A 16656-nucleotide genomic window follows, 5' to 3' on the forward strand; every position below is an offset into this window, starting at 1 on the left:
CATGCGCGCAGATGTGCTGATTGTCGGGGCCGGAATGGTCGGAAGCGCCCTGGCGCTGGCGTTGCAGGGCAGTGGCCTGCAGGTGCTGCTGCTGGACGGCAGCCCGCTGAGTGTCAAACCCTTCGACCATGACGCGGCCTTTGAACCCCGCGTGAGCGCGTTGTCGGCGGCCAGCCAGCGCATCCTCGAACGCCTTGGCGTGTGGGACGGCATTGTCGAGCGGCGCGCCAGCCCTTACGGCGAGATGCAAGTGTGGGACGGCAGCGGCACCGGGCAGATCCACTTTTCGGCGGCCAGCGTGCATGCCGAAGTGCTCGGGCATATCGTCGAAAACCGCGTGGTCCAGGATGCCTTGCTCGACCGTTTGCACGACTGCGACCTGGGCCTTTTGGCCAATGCGCGCCTGGAACAGATGCGCCGCTCCGGCGATGACTGGCTGCTGACCCTGGCCGACGGCCGCACCTTGCGCGCGCCGCTGGTGGTCGCCGCCGATGGCGCCAACTCCGCCGTGCGCCGCCTCACCGGCACCGCGACCCGCGAATGGGATTACCTGCACAACGCCATCGTCACCAGCGTACGCAGCAGCCAACCGCACCAGCGCACGGCCTGGCAGCGCTTTACCGACACCGGCCCATTGGCGTTCTTGCCTTTGGTACGCGATGGGCAGGAGGACTGGTGTTCGATCGTCTGGTCCACCACGCCGGCTGAATCCGAACGCCTGATGGCGCTGGACGATGACAGCTTCTGCCGCGAACTGGAGCGCGCCTTCGAAGGCCGCCTGGGCACGGTGATCAGCGCCGACCCGCGTGTCTGCGTGCCCTTGCGCCAGCGCCACGCCAAACGCTACGTGGCCGAAGGCCTGGCGTTGATTGGCGACGCGGCCCACGTGATCCACCCGTTGGCGGGGCAGGGCGTGAACCTGGGCTTCCTCGACGCGGCGACGCTGGCCGAAGTGCTGCTGTCGGCCACCGAACGCGGTGAGCGCCTCGCGGATGTGAAAGTGCTGAGCCGTTATGAGCGTCGGCGCATGCCGCACAACCTGGCGTTGATGGCCGCGATGGAGGGTTTTGAGCGCTTGTTCCAGGCCGACCAACTGCCGCTGCGCTGGTTGCGCAATGCCGGCCTCAAGATGGTCGACCAGATGCCCGAAGCGAAAGCGGTGTTTGTGCGTCAGGCGTTGGGTTTAAGTGGCGACCTCCCAGACCTCGCCAAACCCTAAGCCTGACGCGGTCCCCTGTGGGAGCTGGCTTGCCCGCGAAGAGGCCATCAGCCCCACTACAAATCCCACCCATGCAACATCTGGTAACGCCTCCACCAAGCGCCAGCAAATGTGAGTCCTTATCATTTGCCCTCTTTTTGCAAATGAGAGACTGCCCCCATGTTGGCACCCAAGCGCCTCCTGACTGCCCTGGCACTCACCCTGATCGGCAGCACGACCGTGCAGGCAGCCGACGAAGTGGTGGTCTACTCCTCGCGCATCGACGAACTGATCAAGCCGGTGTTCGACGCCTACACCCAAAAGACCGGCGTACAGGTGAAGTTCATCACCGACAAGGAAGCCCCGCTGATGCAGCGCATCAAGGCCGAGGGCGAAAACGCCACCGCCGACCTGCTGCTCACCGTCGATGCCGGCAACCTCTGGCAGGCCGAGCAGATGGGCATCCTGCAACCGTTCACGTCGCCTGTGATCGACAAGAACATTCCTCTGCAATACCGCTCATCCACTCATGCCTGGACCGGCTTGAGCCTGCGTGCGCGCACTATCGCCTATTCCACCGACCGGGTGAAACCGGGTGACCTGACCACCTACGAAGCCCTGGCCGACAAACAGTGGGAAGGCCGCCTGTGCCTGCGCACGGCGAAAAAGGTCTACAACCAGTCGCTGACCGCCACCCTGATCGAAACCCATGGCGCGGCCAAGACCGAAGAAATCGTCAAGGGTTGGGTCAACAACCTGTCCACCGACGTGTTCTCCGATGACATCGCGGTGCTCGAAGCGATCAACGCCGGGCAATGCGACGTGGGTATCGTCAACACTTACTACTACGGGCGCCTGCACAAACAGAACCCGAAGCTGGCGGTGAAGTTGTTCTGGCCGAACCAGGGCGACCGTGGCGTGCATGTGAACCTGTCGGGCATCGGCCTGACCAAACACGCACCGCACCCGGAAGCGGCCAAGGCCTTGGTGGAGTGGATGACCACGCCTGAGGCGCAGAAGATTTTTGCCGACGTGAACCAGGAATTCCCGGCCAACCCGGCGGTACCGCCGTCGGCCGAAGTGGCGACCTGGGGCAAGTTCGTTGCGGACACCTTGCCGGTGGAAGTGGCGGGCAAACGCCAGGCTGAGGCGATTCGCCTGATGGATCGTGCTGGCTGGAACTAAGTACACTCTGTAGGACACCGCAGCTCTAAATGTGGGAGCTGGTTTGTGTGGGAGCTGGCTTGCCTGCGATAGCATCACCTCGGTATCACTGATACACCGAGGTGCCTGCATCGCAGGCAAGCCAGCTCCCACATTGTTTCGCGGTGATTTCAAAAAAATTCATTTCCTGAGCGATTTTCCTTGGCCCACCCCGCCCAACGCCGCTGGTACCTGCCGGTCTTCACCGTCGCCGCCCTGGTGCTGCTGCCGCTGAGCGTGCTGTTGCTGTCCTGGCAAAGCATCGATGCGCAAATCTGGTCCCACCTCTGGGAAACCCAGATGCCGCGCCTGCTGGGCAACACCCTGACCCTGGTGCTCGGCGTCGGTGTCGGCGTGACCGTGCTCGGCGTCAGCCTGGCCTGGCTCACCAGCCTGTGCGAGTTCCCCGGGCGGCGCTGGCTGGATTGGGCGCTGATGTTGCCCTTCGCGATTCCGGCCTATGTGCTGGCCTTTGTGTTTGTCGGCCTGCTGGACTTCGCCGGTCCGGTGCAAACCCTCTTGCGCGAATGGTTCGGCAGCGGCCTGCGCCTGCCGCGTGTGCGGTCCACCAGCGGCGTGGTCATCGTCCTGGTGCTGGTGTTCTATCCCTACGTCTACCTGCTGGCGCGCACCGCGTTCCTCGCCCAGGGCAAAGGGCTGATGGAGGCCGCGCGGGTGCTGGGGCAATCGCCGTGGCAAGCCTTCTGGCGCGTCGCTCTGCCCATGGCGCGGCCGGCGATTGGGGCGGGTGTGGCGTTGGCGTTGATGGAAACCCTGGCGGATTTCGGCGCGGTCTCGGTGTTCAACTTCGACACCTTCACCACCGCCATTTATAAAACCTGGTACGGCTTTTTCAGCCTGTCGAGTGCGGCGCAGTTGGCCAGCCTGTTGCTGCTGGTGGTGATGCTGGTGCTGTACGGCGAGCGCCGTGCCAGGGGCGCCAGCCGGCCGAGCAACGAGCGCCCACGGGGCAAGGCGCTGTACCACCTGCGCGGGTTCAAGGCGGCAGCGGCGAGCAGTTGGTGTGGGTTGGTGTTTGCCTGCGCGTTTGTCATCCCGATGCTGCAACTGGTCGCCTGGTTCTGGCAGCGAGGCCGTTTCGACCTGGATGAGCGCTATTCGGGCCTGATCGTGCATACCCTTTACCTGGGCGGTATCGCGGCGTTGATCACGGTCAGCGTGGCGCTGGTGCTGGCGTTCGCCAACCGCCTGGCGCCGACCCGGGCGATCCGCTCCGGCATCAGCCTGGCCAACGTCGGCTACGCCTTGCCGGGTTCGGTGCTGGCGGTGTCGATCATGTTGGCGTTCAGCTACCTGGACCGCGAACTGGTGGTACCGCTGTCCGGCTGGTTGGGCGGTGCGGGCAAGCCGTTGCTGCTGGGCAGCCTGTCGGCGCTGGTGCTGGCGTATCTTGTGCGTTTTTTGGCGGTGGCCTATGGGCCGCTGGAAAACAGCCTGGCGCGAATCCGCCCGTCGTTGCCGGAAGCTGCACGCAGCCTTGGGGTGAGCGGGCCGCGACTGTTTTGCAAAGTGTATCTGCCGTTGCTGCTGCCGGGGACGCTGAGCGCGGCGTTGCTGGTGTTTGTCGACGTGCTCAAGGAAATGCCCGCGACCTTGCTGATGCGCCCGTTTGGCTGGGACACCCTGGCGGTTCGGATCTTTGAAATGACCAGTGAAGGCGAGTGGGCGCGGGCGTCATTGCCGGCGCTGACACTGGTGTTGGTTGGCCTGCTGCCGGTGATCGGGCTGATTCGGCGCTCTGCCCGACAAATCGCTTAGGTGCCAGTCCCTCGGCTTGCGGCTACAATGCGCGGCATTCGGTGCGCTCCGCCTTTCTGGTTGGGTTGCTGTATGTCGCTACAGGCCTTGTAAATCGGGGCATTCAGCGCGCATGGCAACGCTGCGCACCTTCGCCAAGCCCGGAAGGAGAAACCCATGGGACAGCGTACGCCTCTGTATGACCTGCATCTCGCCCTCGGCGCGAAAATGGTCGATTTTGGCGGTTGGGATATGCCTCTGCACTACGGCTCGCAAGTTGAAGAACACCATCAGGTGCGACGCGACTGCGGGGTGTTCGATGTATCTCATATGACCGTAATCGATGTCACCGGCCCCCAGGCCAAGGAATGGCTCCAGCACCTGCTGGCCAATGATGTCGAGCGTCTGCATGGCTGCGGCCGTGCGTTGTACAGCGCCATGCTCAACGACAAGGGCGGCGTGGTGGACGACATGATCGTCTACCGTATCGACGCCGGTTACCGGCTGGTGGTCAACGCCGCCACCCGCGACCAGGACATGGCCTGGATGCAGGCGCAACTGGGCGGCTTCCACGTACAGCTCAATGAGCGCTCCGAGTTGGCCATGCTCGCCATCCAGGGGCCCCACGCCCGGCAGAAGATCGCCGAGCTGGTCACCCAGTCCCGCAGCGCCCTGATTCACCAGCTCAAGCCTTTCGAAGGCCTGGCCGATGGCGATTGGTTTATCGCCCGCACCGGTTATACCGGCGAAGACGGCCTGGAGATTGTGTTGCCTGCCGATCAGGCCCCGGGGTTTTTCAACGACCTGGTGGGCGCCGGCATTTCCCCCATCGGCCTCGGTGCCCGCGATACCCTGCGCCTTGAAGCCGGCATGAACCTGTACGGCCAGGACATCCACCAGGACGTTTCCCCGCTCGCCGCCAACATGGCCTGGAGCATTGCCTGGGAGCCTGCCGGACGCAATTTCATCGGCCGCGCCGCGCTGGAAGCCGAATTGGCGGCCGGTGTGCAGTTCAAATTGGTCGGGCTGGTGCTGGAAGAACGCGGGGTTTTACGTGCTCACCAGGTGGTTCGTATCGCCAATGTTGGCGAAGGAGAGATCACCAGTGGTAGTTTCTCTCCTACGTTGAGCAAATCCATTGCCTTGGCGCGTGTACCGACGGCGACGGCCGATCGGGCCGAAGTGGAAATCCGCGGCAAGTGGTATCCGGTTCGAGTGGTCAAGCCGACCTTCGTGCGCCATGGCAAAACCTTGATCTAACCTATTTCCGGCAGGCCAAAGGCCGCTGACATTACTTCTTGAGGACACAGACTATGAGCGATATCCCTGCCGACCTGCGTTTTGCCGAAAGTCACGAATGGGCCCGACTGGAAGCTGACGGCACCGTGACCGTTGGTATCTCCGACCATGCCCAGGAGGCGTTGGGTGATGTGGTGTTTGTCGAGCTGACCGAAGTGGGCAACGTGTTTGCCGCAGCTGATCAGGCGGGTGTGGTGGAGTCGGTGAAGGCCGCTTCGGATATCTACTCGCCAATTGCTGGCGAAGTGATTGCGGTAAACGAGGCCCTGAGCGGTGAGCCTGAACTGTTGAACTCCGACCCGTATGGCGCCTGGATCTTCAAGCTCAAGCCAAGCAACGCGGCCGACCTGGAAAAACTGCTGGATGCTGCTGGCTACAAAGCCGCTATCGGCGAGTAAGCAGTACGCACTGTGTGGCTTGCTGTGGCGAGGGAGCAAGCTCCCTCGCCACAAAAGACAGCTCCCACATTTGATTGGGGTGAGCCAAATTTTTCAGCCCGCTTTCAATACGGCTTTCACTGCCGCCACCGAACGCTCTACATCCGTCTCCGTCATCGCCGTGAACATCGGCAACGACACGATCAAGCGCCCAACCTTTTCCGCCACCGGGAACATGCCTTCCTTGAACCCCTGTGCCCGATAAAGGCTGAGCAGGTGGATCGGTGGGTAGTGATAGCCAATGCCGACGCCGTGGGCCTGCATCTGCTCCATGAACGTGGCCCGCGCCGGCAGGCCGTCCTGACGCTCCGGCAGCACCAGTTGGAACAGGTGCCAGTTGCTGTTTTCGAAATCCGCCGGTGGCAGTTGCGCGCCGTATGTCTCTTCAAAGTCGCTGCCGAAGCATTTGAAATAATGCCGCGCCAGGTTCTGACGATGGGCGGTGATCTTCTCGATATGGGCAAACTGCCCCAGGCCGATGGCCGCCGCGATATCGGTCATGTTGAACTTGCCGCCCAACACATCCACATCCAGGCCGTCGAAGCCGGTACGGGTCACGCCTTGCAGGCGGTACTTCTCGGCCAGGCGCGCTTCTTCGGCGTTGTTCAACACCAGGCAGCCGCCCTCGGAGGAGGTGATGTTCTTGTTCGCTTGGAAGCTGAACGACACGAAGTCCCCGGTGGCGCCGATGCGTTCGCCATCCCAGCTGGAACCCAGGGCCTGGGCGGCGTCTTCGACGATGCGCAGGTTGTACTTGTTGGCCAGTGCGTAAAGCATCGGCATGTCCAGCGGCAGGCCAGCCAGGTAAACCGGGATGATCGCCTTGGTGCGCGGCGTGATCGCGGCTTCGACCTGAGCCAGGTCGATATTGCGGGTGACCGGGTCGATGTCGGCGAACACTGGTGTGGCGCCCACTTCCAGAATCACATTGGCCGTGGCGACCCAGGAGATCGGCGTGGTGATGACTTCATCGCCCGGGCCGACCCCGGCGATGCGCAGGGCAATCTCCATGGTGCAAGTGCCCGAGTTGAACGTGCGTACCGGCCGGCCGCCAAAATATTCCGACAGCTGGGCCTCGAATGCCTGCACTTTCGGCCCGCTGGTGATCCAGCCCGAGCGCAGTACATCGCCGACTGCCGAGATAGTGGCTTCGTCGATCGTGGGTTTGGAGAACGGCAGGAAGGGCTGTTGGCTCATGACGACGAAGGCATCCGTTTCAGATTGGCGATGAGTAAAAAAGATGGGTCTGTACCGGCATGGTTGCACGGGTCGACTGAATATAGCCTGTCACCCGTGAATGAATCGTCATCGTGCAGACAAAAAAATACCGCTTGGGAAAGCGGCATTTTTCAGAGTGCTGGAATCACTCGGTGACGGCATTTTTCGCGAGAATGGCGTTGGCCAACTCCATGTCCGTGGCCTGCAGGCCAGGGTTGTCGGCGCGGACTTTCTGCATCGCGGCTTCCAGGTACGGGCCACGGATGCCGCCGTCGCTGGCAACAAAGCTGCCCGCGTCATCTTGCGCAGCGACCACCAGCTTGTGGTCCTTGAAGGTCAGGTACGTCGAGCCGGTGGTGGCGCCCGACGAGATGACATTGCGCCAGAAACTGTCGGCCATGGCTGAACCGACAGGGAGGGAAAGCACAGCGAGGGTTGCGACAGCATATTTGAGACGCATGATGGGTGACTCCGGGTGGGTTATCTGTACTTTATGATTGTAGTCAGCCCTCCCGAGTTCCATCACTGACTAAACAGTTTCAACCTTTAAAATCACCCCGTCCTGGCCAACCACCCTGACTTGAGCGCCTACAGGGCTATCAGGACCGGTCACCATCCAGACACCATCGCCAACTTTGACCTTGCCCCGGCCATCGATAATCGGCTGATGCACCACGAAGATGCGCCCAACCAGCTCCGAACCCCGTTCATTCAGCCCTGGCTGGTCGCTGGGCTTGGCGCTGCTGCGCAAGCGCTTCCACCACGCCAGCGCAGTCAGCAGCGACAGCACCGCAAACAGCAGCAGCTGCCATTCCAGCCCCAGGGATGGCACCAGAAACTTGATCACACCCACGGCAGCCGCTGCGATGCCCATCCACAACAGGTAACCGCCGGCACCGAAGACCTCAAGAATCAGCAGCACCGTGCCCAGTGCCAGCCAATCCCAAAACGACAGGAGCTGCAGGAAATCCCACATGGTGGTCGCCTCAGCCTTTCTTGCTGTCAAAGGTCGCCTTGACGATCTCGCCGATGCCACCGACCGCGCCGATCACCTGGCTGGCTTCCAGCGGCATCAGGATCACCTTGCTGTTGTTGGCCGAGGCCAGTTTGCCGAGGGCGTCGATGTATTTCTGCGCGACGAAATAGTTGACCGCCTGCACGTTGCCCGAGGCGATTGCTTCCGACACCACTTGTGTCGCACGCGCTTCGGCTTCGGCCTGACGCTCACGGGCTTCGGATTCGAGGAACGCCGCCTGGCGGCTACCTTCGGCCTCGAGGATCTGCGCCTGCTTCTTGCCTTCGGCAGTCAGGATTGCCGACGCCCGCAGGCCTTCGGCTTCGAGAATCTGTGCACGCTTGATCCGCTCGGCTTTCATCTGGCCGGACATGGCGGCCATCAGGTCCGCTGGCGGGCTGATGTCCTTGATCTCGATCCGGGTGATCTTGATGCCCCACGGCGCGGTCGCTTCGTCGACGGTGCGCAGCAGTTTCTCGTTGATGCCGTCACGCTGGCTGAGCATCGCGTCCAGTTCCATGGAGCCGAGGACGGTACGGATGTTGGTTTGCAGCAGGTTGCGTATGGCGTGTTCGAGGTTGTTGACCTCGTAGGCGGCCTGGGCGGTATTGACCACCTGGAAGAAGCACACGGCGTCGATCTGCACGGTGGCGTTGTCGGCGGTGATGACTTCCTGTGGCGGGATATCCAGCACGCTTTCCATCACGTTGATCTTGCGACCGATGCGGTCCATGACCGGAATGATGATGTTCAGGCCGGGCTTGAGGGTGTTGGTGTAGCGGCCGAAACGCTCGACCGTCCATTGATAGCCTTGGGGCACTACTTTGAAGCCCATGATGAGCAGCGCCACGGCCAAGCCTACGAAAATAAGCAGTACGGTTCCGATCTGCATAACGATTCCCTATCCGATGTTGTCAGTGAGCGGAGTGTAACGGTGTTGTCACTGATAAAAACGGTTTCACGCGTCAACAATCAACGGATTTGTTACTGAATCCCCAGGCGTGATTCGCAGGACTTCGGTCATGGTAGTCAGCCCGGCGTAGGCCTTTTCCGTGGCGGCCATGCGCAGGCTGCACATGCCTTGGGCCATCGCGCTCTGGCGCAGAGCCTGCACGTCGGCGCCGGGGGTGATCAACGCCTTGAGGTGTTCGTCCAGCACCATGATTTCGTAGACACCTGCCCGTCCCCGGTAACCACTGTGTCGACATTCCCCGCAGCCAACGGCCTCATGGGCACCTTCGCGCATCCGTTTGCAGTGGGGGCACAACAGCCGCACCAAGCGTTGCGCCATCACGCCTATAAGGGTAGCCCTGATCAAATAATGAGCAATCCCCAGCTCTTGTAGACGGGCGACCGCGCTGGGTGCGTCGTTGGTGTGCAGGGTGGCCAGCACCAAGTGCCCGGTCAGTGCTGCCTGGATCGCCATTTCTGCGGTTTCCTGGTCGCGGATCTCGCCGATCATGATGATGTCCGGGTCCTGGCGCAGCAGCGCGCGGATGCCGCTGGCGAAGGTCAGGTCGATATTGTGCTGCACCTGCATCTGGTTGAACGCCGGTTCGACCATCTCGATAGGATCTTCCACGGTGCATAGGTTGACCTCGCGGGTCGCCAGTTGCTTGAGCGTGGTGTAGAGCGTGCTGGTCTTGCCGGAACCGGTAGGGCCGGTGACCAGGATGATGCCGTGGGCTTGGCGGGTCATGGCGTGCCAGCGCCGTTGGTCCTCGGCGGATAAGCCCAACTGGTCGAAGTTCTTGAGCAGCACCTGTGGGTCGAAAACCCGCATCACCAGTTTTTCGCCAAACGCAGTGGGCAGGGTTGAGAGGCGCAATTCAACCTCGGTGCCCGCTGGGCTCTTGGTCTTGACCCGACCGTCCTGGGGTTTGCGTTTCTCCGCCACGTTCATCCGGCCCAGGCTTTTCAGGCGGCTGACGACCGCCATCGTCACCTGGTGCGGAAATTGGTAGACGTCGTGCAGCAGCCCATCGATGCGAAAGCGCACGCGACCCTGTTCACGGCCCGGTTCTATATGGATATCGCTGGCACGCTGGGCAAAGGCGTATTGCAACAGCCAGTCGAAGATATTGACGATATGAGCGTCGTTGGCGTCGGGCTCCTGGTCGCTGGCGCTGAGGTTGAGCAGCTCGAAAGGACCTGGTGCCGTCATCTTTTGATCGGCACCACTGACGGACTTCGCCAGCCGATAAAACTCGCTGATGCAGCGCTGGATGTCCTGGGGATTGGCCACCACGCGTTTGATCGAGCGCTTGAGGACCTGGGCCAACCCCGCTTCCCAACTGGTGACGAACGGCTGTGCACTGGCGATGGTGACGGTGTGCGCATCCACAGCCACGGCGAGAATGGCGTGGCGCTGGGCGAAGGCGTGGGACATCAAGGGTACGACGGTCGCCACGTCGATCTTCAGCGGGTCGATGCGCCAATAGGGTTGCCCGGCATGTCCGGCCAGCCACTCGGTCAGGCGCTCTAGCGATGGCCCCTGGGCGGCGATGCTTTCCAGAGGATGCAGGGTGTTGCCGGTTGCAAGCGCAGACAGGCGCTTTGCCACATCGGCAGTCACCAGCCCCGTGTCTATCAAAGGTGGCAACAGCAGCCGCAATTCCAAGCGTTGATCAGCAGGCATCAAGGTGTTCCTGGGAGGTGTTGGACGTAATCCCAGGCTAGTCAGCCCCGAAAAATCCTCCTCTCAGGGTGTATTGCAGACTTTTACTGAGCCGCTGCCGCCATCGCCGCAGCCCGCACGGAATCAGCTGGCCACAGCTCCAGCGAACACACGCTGATCAGGTTTCGAATCTTTTCACCGATCACTTGGGCACGGTGCCAGCTCAGGCCGTCGAGGGTGATGCCGATCATCAGCAGGTCATGTTCGCGGTTCACCGTCACCTGCTGCGGCGTGAGGAATTGCAGGGCGAAATAGTTGAGCACCCGGCACAGCACGTCCGGTTCCGCTTCGGCGACGATCTGGTAATGCGCCTGGCAATGGGCGCTGTTGACGGCCCACGCATCGACGCGGGTAACAGAGTGGGTGGTTTCGACGGCGTGCATGGGAATTCTCCAGATTCGACGGGAGAAATTTTTACATTCGCCAATAGAGATTTCTTATCTAAGATGGGCCTTTATTTCGAAATATCGAATCACTCAATTCAAGATAAGCGCCATAAAAGGTATTTATATGCACAGTGAGCTGGACGCCTATGACCGCCGCATCCTGGCCTTGCTGCAAGAGGATGCCTCGCTCTCCAGTGCGCAGATTGCCGAACAGATCGGGCTGTCCCAGTCGCCGTGCTGGCGGCGTATCCAGCGGCTCAAGGAAGAGGGCGTGATTCGCGCGCAGGTGACGCTGCTGGATCGCAAAAAGATCGGCCTCAACACGCAGATATTCGCCGAGGTCAAACTCAACGCCCACGGGCGCTCCAACTTCACCGAATTCACCGACGCGATTCGCGGGTTTCCAGAAGTCTTGGAGTGTTATGTGCTGATGGGGGCGGTGGATTTTCTGTTGCGTATCGTGACGGCGGATATTGAGGCGTACGAGCGGTTTTTCTTTGAGAAGTTGTCGATGGTGCCGGGGATTCAGGAGGTCAATTCGATTGTGGCGTTGTCGGAGATCAAGTCCACTACCAGCTTGCCAGTGTTGCGCTGACTGGGCTGGCCTCATCGCGGGCAAGCCCGCTCCCACCTTGACCGCGTTCCAACTCTGGAATGCAGTCAAATGTGGGAGCGGGCTTGTCGAATCGTCGCACCGCCGCGATAGCGTCCTTACAGACGCAACAAAGTCTTCCACGCCCGGTTCTGATAAACCGCAATCGCCTGGTGCATGCGTGCATCCAGCGACTCATCGGTAATCGGCTGGTTGGCCAGTTGCGCCAGCTTGTTCAGCTCGCCGTACAAACGGTCCATTTCCGGGATATCCACCACATGGCGGGCATGGTGCAGCCACGCCTGGATGCGTTCGATACGCGGCAGTTGCTCGGCCAGGTCTTCCGGCTGTTGCTGGTAGCGCGGCAGTTGCAGGGCGACGGCATCGTCGGCCAGCAGGCGCGGCAGCCAGTTGGTGATTTGCGCTGCGCCCTGGCGGTTGCCGCGCACGTTGCGTTCGGCGGTCCAGGTGCGGGCCAGCAGCCAGCGCGAGGTGTTCAGTGAGAACAAACCCCAGCGCACGTCGTCCAATTCTTCAACGAATTGCTCGGGTGCGGCTTTGCGGATGTCTTCGTCGTCATCACCGGCTTGTACCAGCGGGCGCCAGTCTTCCAGCAGGGCATCCAGTGCGCTGCGCAGTTCGCTGGTGGATTGGCGCGGTGCGGCCTGGCCGAGGCTGCCGATCAGGGCGCGCAGTTCGCCGAGGTTGTCGACCCAGTCTTGCAGCAGGCGCCAGTGGCCATTGAAACGGTATTGCTCGGCCAGGCGCTGGCTGCTGCCGAGCAGGTGCCACATGATTGCGGCGAAGGCGTCGTCCAGCGGCATTTCGGCGTGGATCTGCGGCGCTGGCAGGCTCAGGGAGTAGCTGCTGGCGTCATACAGGCGGTAGCCGCGCTCGGCCTTGCTGATGTCGCACGGCATCAACGCCAGGGTCGCGGCCAGTTCGGCGGCCAGTTCCAGCAGGGCGGCCGGTTCACCTTCGCGCAGTTCCAGTTCCAGCTCGCAGATTTCTTCTTTCTGCTTGCCGACCACCACGTGGCCCAGGTCCAGGGCGGCTTCGATCACGACCTTGGCCTTGCCACGACCCCAGGCGATTTCGGCGCGTTCACGCACGAAGTCGGTGGTGAAGATCGGTTTGAGGGTCTTTTTGTCCAGCTCGGCCAGTTGCTCGGGCCAGCATTCGCCGTCGAGTTTCTTCACGTCGAGCTTGGCTTTGGGCAGGTCCCAGTTGTACTCGTTGCGTTCCGACAAGCCGGCGACGCTTTGGCCACGGGTCTTGAGGGTCTGGATGATCTCGTCACCGTCCTTGCGCAGGCGCAGGGCGACTTTGGCCTGGGCCAGGTCGCGCTCGGGGGTGTCGAAATACTGGTTCATCAACTCACGGCGTTCCCAGCCACTTTTGTTGCGTTTTTTCAGTAGCGGGTGCTCACGCAGCGCGGCGAGGGTTTCGCGGCTGACGCGGAGCTTGATTTCGGTTTCTTTCTGCATGGCCGGAAAATCCAGGATCGGGAGCGCAGCCGGGGAAATGTGTGGCTGCCAAGGTCGTGCAGTGTACAGGACTGAGCCAGGCAACGCGCCGCAACGGTTTATTGTGTCGTGCAGATGGCTCTATAGTGGGCTTCATCCGGGAAGTTGAGAGGCCGCGCATGCCATTACCGTCTATGAAAGAGCAGTTCGCCGCGTTGATTGCTGCGCCGTCGGTCAGTTGCACCCAGGCGTCTCTCGACCAGACCAACCGCCCGGTGATCGATTTGCTCGCCAGTTGGCTGGGGGATTTGGGTTTCGCCATCGACATCCAACACGTCAGCCCGGGCAAGTTCAACCTGCTCGCCAGCTTTGGCAGCGGCCCCGGCGGCCTGGTGCTGGCGGGGCATAGCGATACCGTTCCTTATGACGCAGCGCTGTGGAAGACAGATCCCCTCAAGCTGACGGAAGTTGACGGCCGCTGGGTAGGGCTGGGCAGCTGCGACATGAAGGGCTTTTTTGCGCTGGCGATTGAAGCCGTGCTGCCGCTGCTGGACCAGCCGTTCAAGCAACCGTTGTTGATCCTCGCCACCTGCGATGAAGAAAGCTCCATGTCCGGCGCCCGCGCGCTGGCTGAAGCCGGTCGCCCGCTGGGCCGCGCGGCGGTGATCGGCGAGCCCACCGGCCTCAAGCCGATCCGCCTGCATAAAGGCGTGATGATGGAGCGCATCGACATCCTCGGCCGCAGCGGCCATTCGTCGGACCCGAGCCTGGGCCACAGCGCCCTGGAGGCCATGCACGATGCCATCAGCGAACTGCGCGGCTTGCGCCAGGTGTGGCAAGGCCAGTACCGCAACCCGCAATTCAGCGTGCCGCAGCCAACGATGAACTTCGGCTGCATCCATGGTGGCGACAACCCCAACCGCATCTGTGGCCAATGTTCCCTGGAATTCGACCTGCGCCCGCTGCCGGGCATGGACCCCGAGGTGTTGCGCGCCGCCATCCGCCAGAAGCTCGAACCCCTGGCCGAGCGCCATCAGGTGCAGATCGACTACGCGCCGCTGTTTCCCGAAGTGCCGCCGTTCGAACAGCCTGAAGACGCTGAACTGGTGCGGGTTGCGGAACGTTTGACCGGTCATCGTGCCGAAGCAGTAGCGTTCGGCACCGAAGCGCCTTATCTTCAGCGCCTTGGTTGTGAAACCCTGGTGCTCGGCCCTGGCGATATCGCCTGCGCCCACCAGCCGGGCGAATACCTCGAAATGTCACGCTTGACGCCTACAGTGCGTCTATTGCGGGAACTGATCGAACATTACTGCCTGAAACCCGCATAAATTAACCCCTGCCTGTTCGTACATATTGAGGAGAGTGAGCGTGTCGCCAAGCCTGTTCCGACGATAACCATCAGCCCGCTGTGCGCTTTCATGATTGATCCTTTTTCGGCTGCTTTTTATTACAGGCCCAGGTGTTATGCCCGACTACGTTAATTGGCTTCGTCACGCTTCTCCTTACATCAACGCCCACCGCGACTGCACCTTTGTGGTCATGTTGCCCGGCGACGGCGTGGAACATCCCAACTTCGGCAATATCGTCCACGACTTGGTGCTGCTCCACAGCCTGGGCGTGCGGCTGGTGCTGGTGCACGGTTCGCGCCCGCAAATCGAAACCCGTCTTGAAGCCCGTGGCCTGACCCCGGCTTACCACGAAGGCCTGCGCATCACCGATGCGGCGACGCTGGAGTGTGTGATCGACGCGGTCGGCCACCTGCGGATCGCCATCGAGGCGCGCTTGTCGATGGACATGGCCTCGTCGCCCATGCAGGGCTCGCGCCTGCGCGTGGCCAGCGGCAACCTGGTGACCGCGCGGCCGATCGGCGTGCTGGAAGGCGTGGACTACCACCACACCGGCGAAGTGCGCCGGGTTGACCGCAAGGGTATCGGCCGCCTGTTGGACGAGCGCTCCATCGTGCTGCTGTCGCCGCTGGGTTATTCGCCGACCGGTGAAATCTTCAACCTGGCCTGCGAAGACGTCGCCACCCGCGCCGCCATCGACCTGGGTGCCGACAAGCTGCTGCTGTTTGGCGCAGACAAGGGCTTGATCGATGAAAACGGTCGCCTGGTGCGCGAGTTGCGCCCGCAACAAGTGCCGGCGCACCTGCAACGCCTGGGCAACAACTACCAGGCCGAACTGCTCGATGCCGCCGCCGAAGCGTGCCGCGGCGGGGTAGGGCGCAGCCATATCGTCAGCTATGCCGAAGATGGCGCGCTGCTCACCGAACTGTTCACCCGCGACGGCGGCGGTACGCTGGTGGCCCAGGAGCAATTCGAGCAGGTGCGTGAAGCGGCGATTGAAGACGTGGGCGGCTTGCTGGATTTGATCAGCCCGCTGGAAGAGCAGGGCATTCTGGTGCGCCGTTCGCGGGAAGTGCTGGAGCGGGAGATCGAGCAGTTCAGCGTGGTCGAGCGTGAAGGCATGATCATCGCCTGTGCGGCGCTGTATCAGATCGCGGATTCGGACGCGGGCGAGTTGGCGTGCCTGGCGGTGAATCCGGAATACCGTCACGGCGCACGCGGCGATGTATTGCTGGAGCGCATCGAGACCCGTGCCCGGGCGCAGGGCTTGAAGACCTTGTTCGTGCTGACGACGCGCACCGCGCACTGGTTCCGTGAGCGGGGTTTTGTGCCAAGCAGCGTGGACCGCCTGCCGTCGGCGCGGGCGTCGTTGTACAACTACCAGCGCAATTCGAAGATCTTCGAAAAGGCCCTCTGATTCAGCCCAGGCCTGGCTTCTGTGGGAGCTGGCTTGCCTGCGATGGCATCACCTCGGTTTTCCTGAAAGACCGAGTTGTCAGCATCGCAGGCAAGCCAGCTCCCACATTTGAACTTCGCCACATCCCAAATCGCCTTCGCCGTGCAGCCTTTAAAACAAGCGACGGTTTGCTGCGCCTCGGAATCCGGGGTGCGTCAATGTGGCTGCCGTTACGCACCACCCATGCTTCAGAAGTATTGATCTGCGCCGATACGATGAACGCGACGATGGGTAGATTGCGCTTAGTCGTTACAACTCGCGGTCCACTATTGAATCGGCGGCTTGGACAGCAAAAAAAATATAAGCGATACAAAAACTGTAACAAATTGACGGGAGGATGCGCGTTTGGCCATGATGGCGTCGCCTTTTTGATCGTGGGTGACGTATGAAACCCTACGGCCACACTAGGCGATCTAAAAAAGCGCTAACAAATACCCTTTAGGAATTAGCTTATGGAGCGGGGCGTCTACCCTGGCCCATCCGTGCCATGAAAAGGCTTATTCCCAAATCGTATGAAAAAGAATGAAACAATTCTTTTTGGGTGTATGAAAAACTCATTACCCTGCAGGGACCAAATCTAACTGCTGTTAGACGAAGGTAGTAGA

Annotated in this window: 15 protein-coding genes and 1 pseudogene; 8 read left to right on the forward strand and 8 right to left on the reverse strand. The window is 61.6% G+C overall.

The genetic code is table 11. The features are described 5' to 3' along the window. Position 1: 1 nt before the first annotated feature. The 5 genes from ACU688_RS18000 (at position 2) to gcvH (ending at position 5856) form a co-directional block, all read left to right on the forward strand. Positions 2–1219 (forward strand): 2-octaprenyl-3-methyl-6-methoxy-1,4-benzoquinol hydroxylase, encoded by a 1218-nt coding sequence (locus ACU688_RS18000; RefSeq protein ID WP_448186030.1) that lies wholly within the window; start codon positions 2–4, stop codon positions 1217–1219. A 159-nt stretch (positions 1220–1378) separates the two neighbouring features. After that, entirely contained in the window at positions 1379–2383 is a 1005-nt protein-coding gene (locus tag ACU688_RS18005) for an extracellular solute-binding protein (protein WP_448185808.1), read from the forward strand. A 180-nt stretch (positions 2384–2563) separates the two neighbouring features. Further along, complete coding sequence (locus ACU688_RS18010; protein WP_448185809.1) at positions 2564–4180, forward strand: ABC transporter permease; 1617 nt, start codon at positions 2564–2566, stop codon at positions 4178–4180. 156 nt (positions 4181–4336) lie between these two features. Beyond that, positions 4337–5419, forward strand: coding sequence for a glycine cleavage system aminomethyltransferase GcvT (gene gcvT / locus ACU688_RS18015; RefSeq protein WP_448185810.1), 1083 nt, complete (start codon positions 4337–4339; stop codon positions 5417–5419). 53 nt (positions 5420–5472) lie between these two features. Beyond that, positions 5473–5856 carry a glycine cleavage system protein GcvH gene (gcvH, locus tag ACU688_RS18020; protein ID WP_448185811.1) on the forward strand — a complete coding sequence of 128 codons (384 nt, stop codon included), beginning with the start codon at positions 5473–5475 and terminating at the stop codon, positions 5854–5856. A 93-nt stretch (positions 5857–5949) separates the two neighbouring features. Here the strand turns inward: gcvH and ACU688_RS18025 are convergent, their stop codons facing one another. The 6 genes from ACU688_RS18025 to ACU688_RS18050 form a co-directional block, all read right to left on the reverse strand. Beyond that, on the reverse strand, positions 5950–7092 hold the full coding sequence (locus tag ACU688_RS18025; protein ID WP_448185812.1) for a DegT/DnrJ/EryC1/StrS family aminotransferase: 1143 nt from the start codon (positions 7090–7092) through the stop codon (positions 5950–5952). Between the two features lie 166 nt (positions 7093–7258). After that, positions 7259–7573, reverse strand: a complete 315-nt coding sequence (locus ACU688_RS18030; RefSeq protein ID WP_003176799.1) for a DUF2388 domain-containing protein — start codon at positions 7571–7573, stop codon at positions 7259–7261. A 69-nt stretch (positions 7574–7642) separates the two neighbouring features. After that, positions 7643–8089 (reverse strand): NfeD family protein, encoded by a 447-nt coding sequence (locus tag ACU688_RS18035; protein ID WP_448185813.1) that lies wholly within the window; start codon positions 8087–8089, stop codon positions 7643–7645. Positions 8090–8099: 10 nt separating this feature from the next. Then, the gene (locus ACU688_RS18040) at positions 8100–9020 is read right to left on the reverse strand and encodes an SPFH domain-containing protein (protein WP_017739057.1); all 921 of its coding nucleotides are present in this window, start codon (positions 9018–9020) and stop codon (positions 8100–8102) included. 66 nt (positions 9021–9086) lie between these two features. Continuing rightward, complete coding sequence (locus ACU688_RS18045; RefSeq protein WP_448185814.1) at positions 9087–10766, reverse strand: GspE/PulE family protein; 1680 nt, start codon at positions 10764–10766, stop codon at positions 9087–9089. An 83-nt stretch (positions 10767–10849) separates the two neighbouring features. Next, positions 10850–11188 (reverse strand): ACT-like domain-containing protein, encoded by a 339-nt coding sequence (locus tag ACU688_RS18050; protein ID WP_448185815.1) that lies wholly within the window; start codon positions 11186–11188, stop codon positions 10850–10852. 127 nt (positions 11189–11315) lie between these two features. Here ACU688_RS18050 and ACU688_RS18055 point away from each other — a divergent pair, with 127 nt between their 5' ends. Next, positions 11316–11786, forward strand: coding sequence for an Lrp/AsnC family transcriptional regulator (locus tag ACU688_RS18055; protein ID WP_448185816.1), 471 nt, complete (start codon positions 11316–11318; stop codon positions 11784–11786). Between the two features lie 116 nt (positions 11787–11902). Here ACU688_RS18055 and ACU688_RS18060 read toward each other — a convergent pair whose 3' ends face one another. Then, the gene (locus tag ACU688_RS18060; protein WP_448185817.1) at positions 11903–13270 is read right to left on the reverse strand and encodes a CYTH domain-containing protein; all 1368 of its coding nucleotides are present in this window, start codon (positions 13268–13270) and stop codon (positions 11903–11905) included. 158 nt (positions 13271–13428) lie between these two features. On the opposite strand from ACU688_RS18060, the gene argE reads away from it, so the two are divergent. Together argE and argA are read left to right on the forward strand one after the other, a co-directional pair. After that, on the forward strand, positions 13429–14577 hold the full coding sequence (gene argE, locus ACU688_RS18065) for an acetylornithine deacetylase (RefSeq protein ID WP_448185818.1): 1149 nt from the start codon (positions 13429–13431) through the stop codon (positions 14575–14577). Positions 14578–14713: 136 nt separating this feature from the next. Then, entirely contained in the window at positions 14714–16012 is a 1299-nt protein-coding gene (gene argA / locus ACU688_RS18070) for an amino-acid N-acetyltransferase (RefSeq protein WP_026137088.1), read from the forward strand. 187 nt (positions 16013–16199) lie between these two features. Here the strand turns inward: argA and ACU688_RS18075 are convergent. After that, positions 16200–16298: pseudogene (locus tag ACU688_RS18075) on the reverse strand (hypothetical protein); the annotation flags it as partial. Positions 16299–16656 lie beyond the last annotated feature (358 nt).

It is taken from the genome of Pseudomonas acericola (SeqCode) (genome assembly GCF_053456465.1).

Bases quoted from the DNA above. Each gene is read 5' to 3' on its own strand.
- ACU688_RS18000 (WP_448186030.1), top strand. From the start codon at position 2: ATGCGCGCAGATGTGCTGATTGTCGGGGCCGGAATGGTCGGAAGCGCC.
- ACU688_RS18005 (WP_448185808.1), top strand. From the start codon at position 1,379: ATGTTGGCACCCAAGCGCCTCCTGACTGCCCTGGCACTCACCCTGATC.
- gcvT (WP_448185810.1), top strand. From the start codon at position 4,337: ATGGGACAGCGTACGCCTCTGTATGACCTGCATCTCGCCCTCGGCGCG.
- gcvH (WP_448185811.1), top strand. From the start codon at position 5,473: ATGAGCGATATCCCTGCCGACCTGCGTTTTGCCGAAAGTCACGAATGG.
- ACU688_RS18025 (WP_448185812.1), bottom strand. From the start codon at position 7,092: ATGAGCCAACAGCCCTTCCTGCCGTTCTCCAAACCCACGATCGACGAA.
- ACU688_RS18030 (WP_003176799.1), bottom strand. From the start codon at position 7,573: ATGCGTCTCAAATATGCTGTCGCAACCCTCGCTGTGCTTTCCCTCCCT.
- ACU688_RS18035 (WP_448185813.1), bottom strand. From the start codon at position 8,089: ATGTGGGATTTCCTGCAGCTCCTGTCGTTTTGGGATTGGCTGGCACTG.
- ACU688_RS18040 (WP_017739057.1), bottom strand. From the start codon at position 9,020: ATGCAGATCGGAACCGTACTGCTTATTTTCGTAGGCTTGGCCGTGGCG.
- ACU688_RS18045 (WP_448185814.1), bottom strand. From the start codon at position 10,766: ATGCCTGCTGATCAACGCTTGGAATTGCGGCTGCTGTTGCCACCTTTG.
- ACU688_RS18050 (WP_448185815.1), bottom strand. From the start codon at position 11,188: ATGCACGCCGTCGAAACCACCCACTCTGTTACCCGCGTCGATGCGTGG.
- ACU688_RS18055 (WP_448185816.1), top strand. From the start codon at position 11,316: ATGCACAGTGAGCTGGACGCCTATGACCGCCGCATCCTGGCCTTGCTG.
- ACU688_RS18060 (WP_448185817.1), bottom strand. From the start codon at position 13,270: ATGCAGAAAGAAACCGAAATCAAGCTCCGCGTCAGCCGCGAAACCCTC.
- argE (WP_448185818.1), top strand. From the start codon at position 13,429: ATGCCATTACCGTCTATGAAAGAGCAGTTCGCCGCGTTGATTGCTGCG.
- argA (WP_026137088.1), top strand. From the start codon at position 14,714: ATGCCCGACTACGTTAATTGGCTTCGTCACGCTTCTCCTTACATCAAC.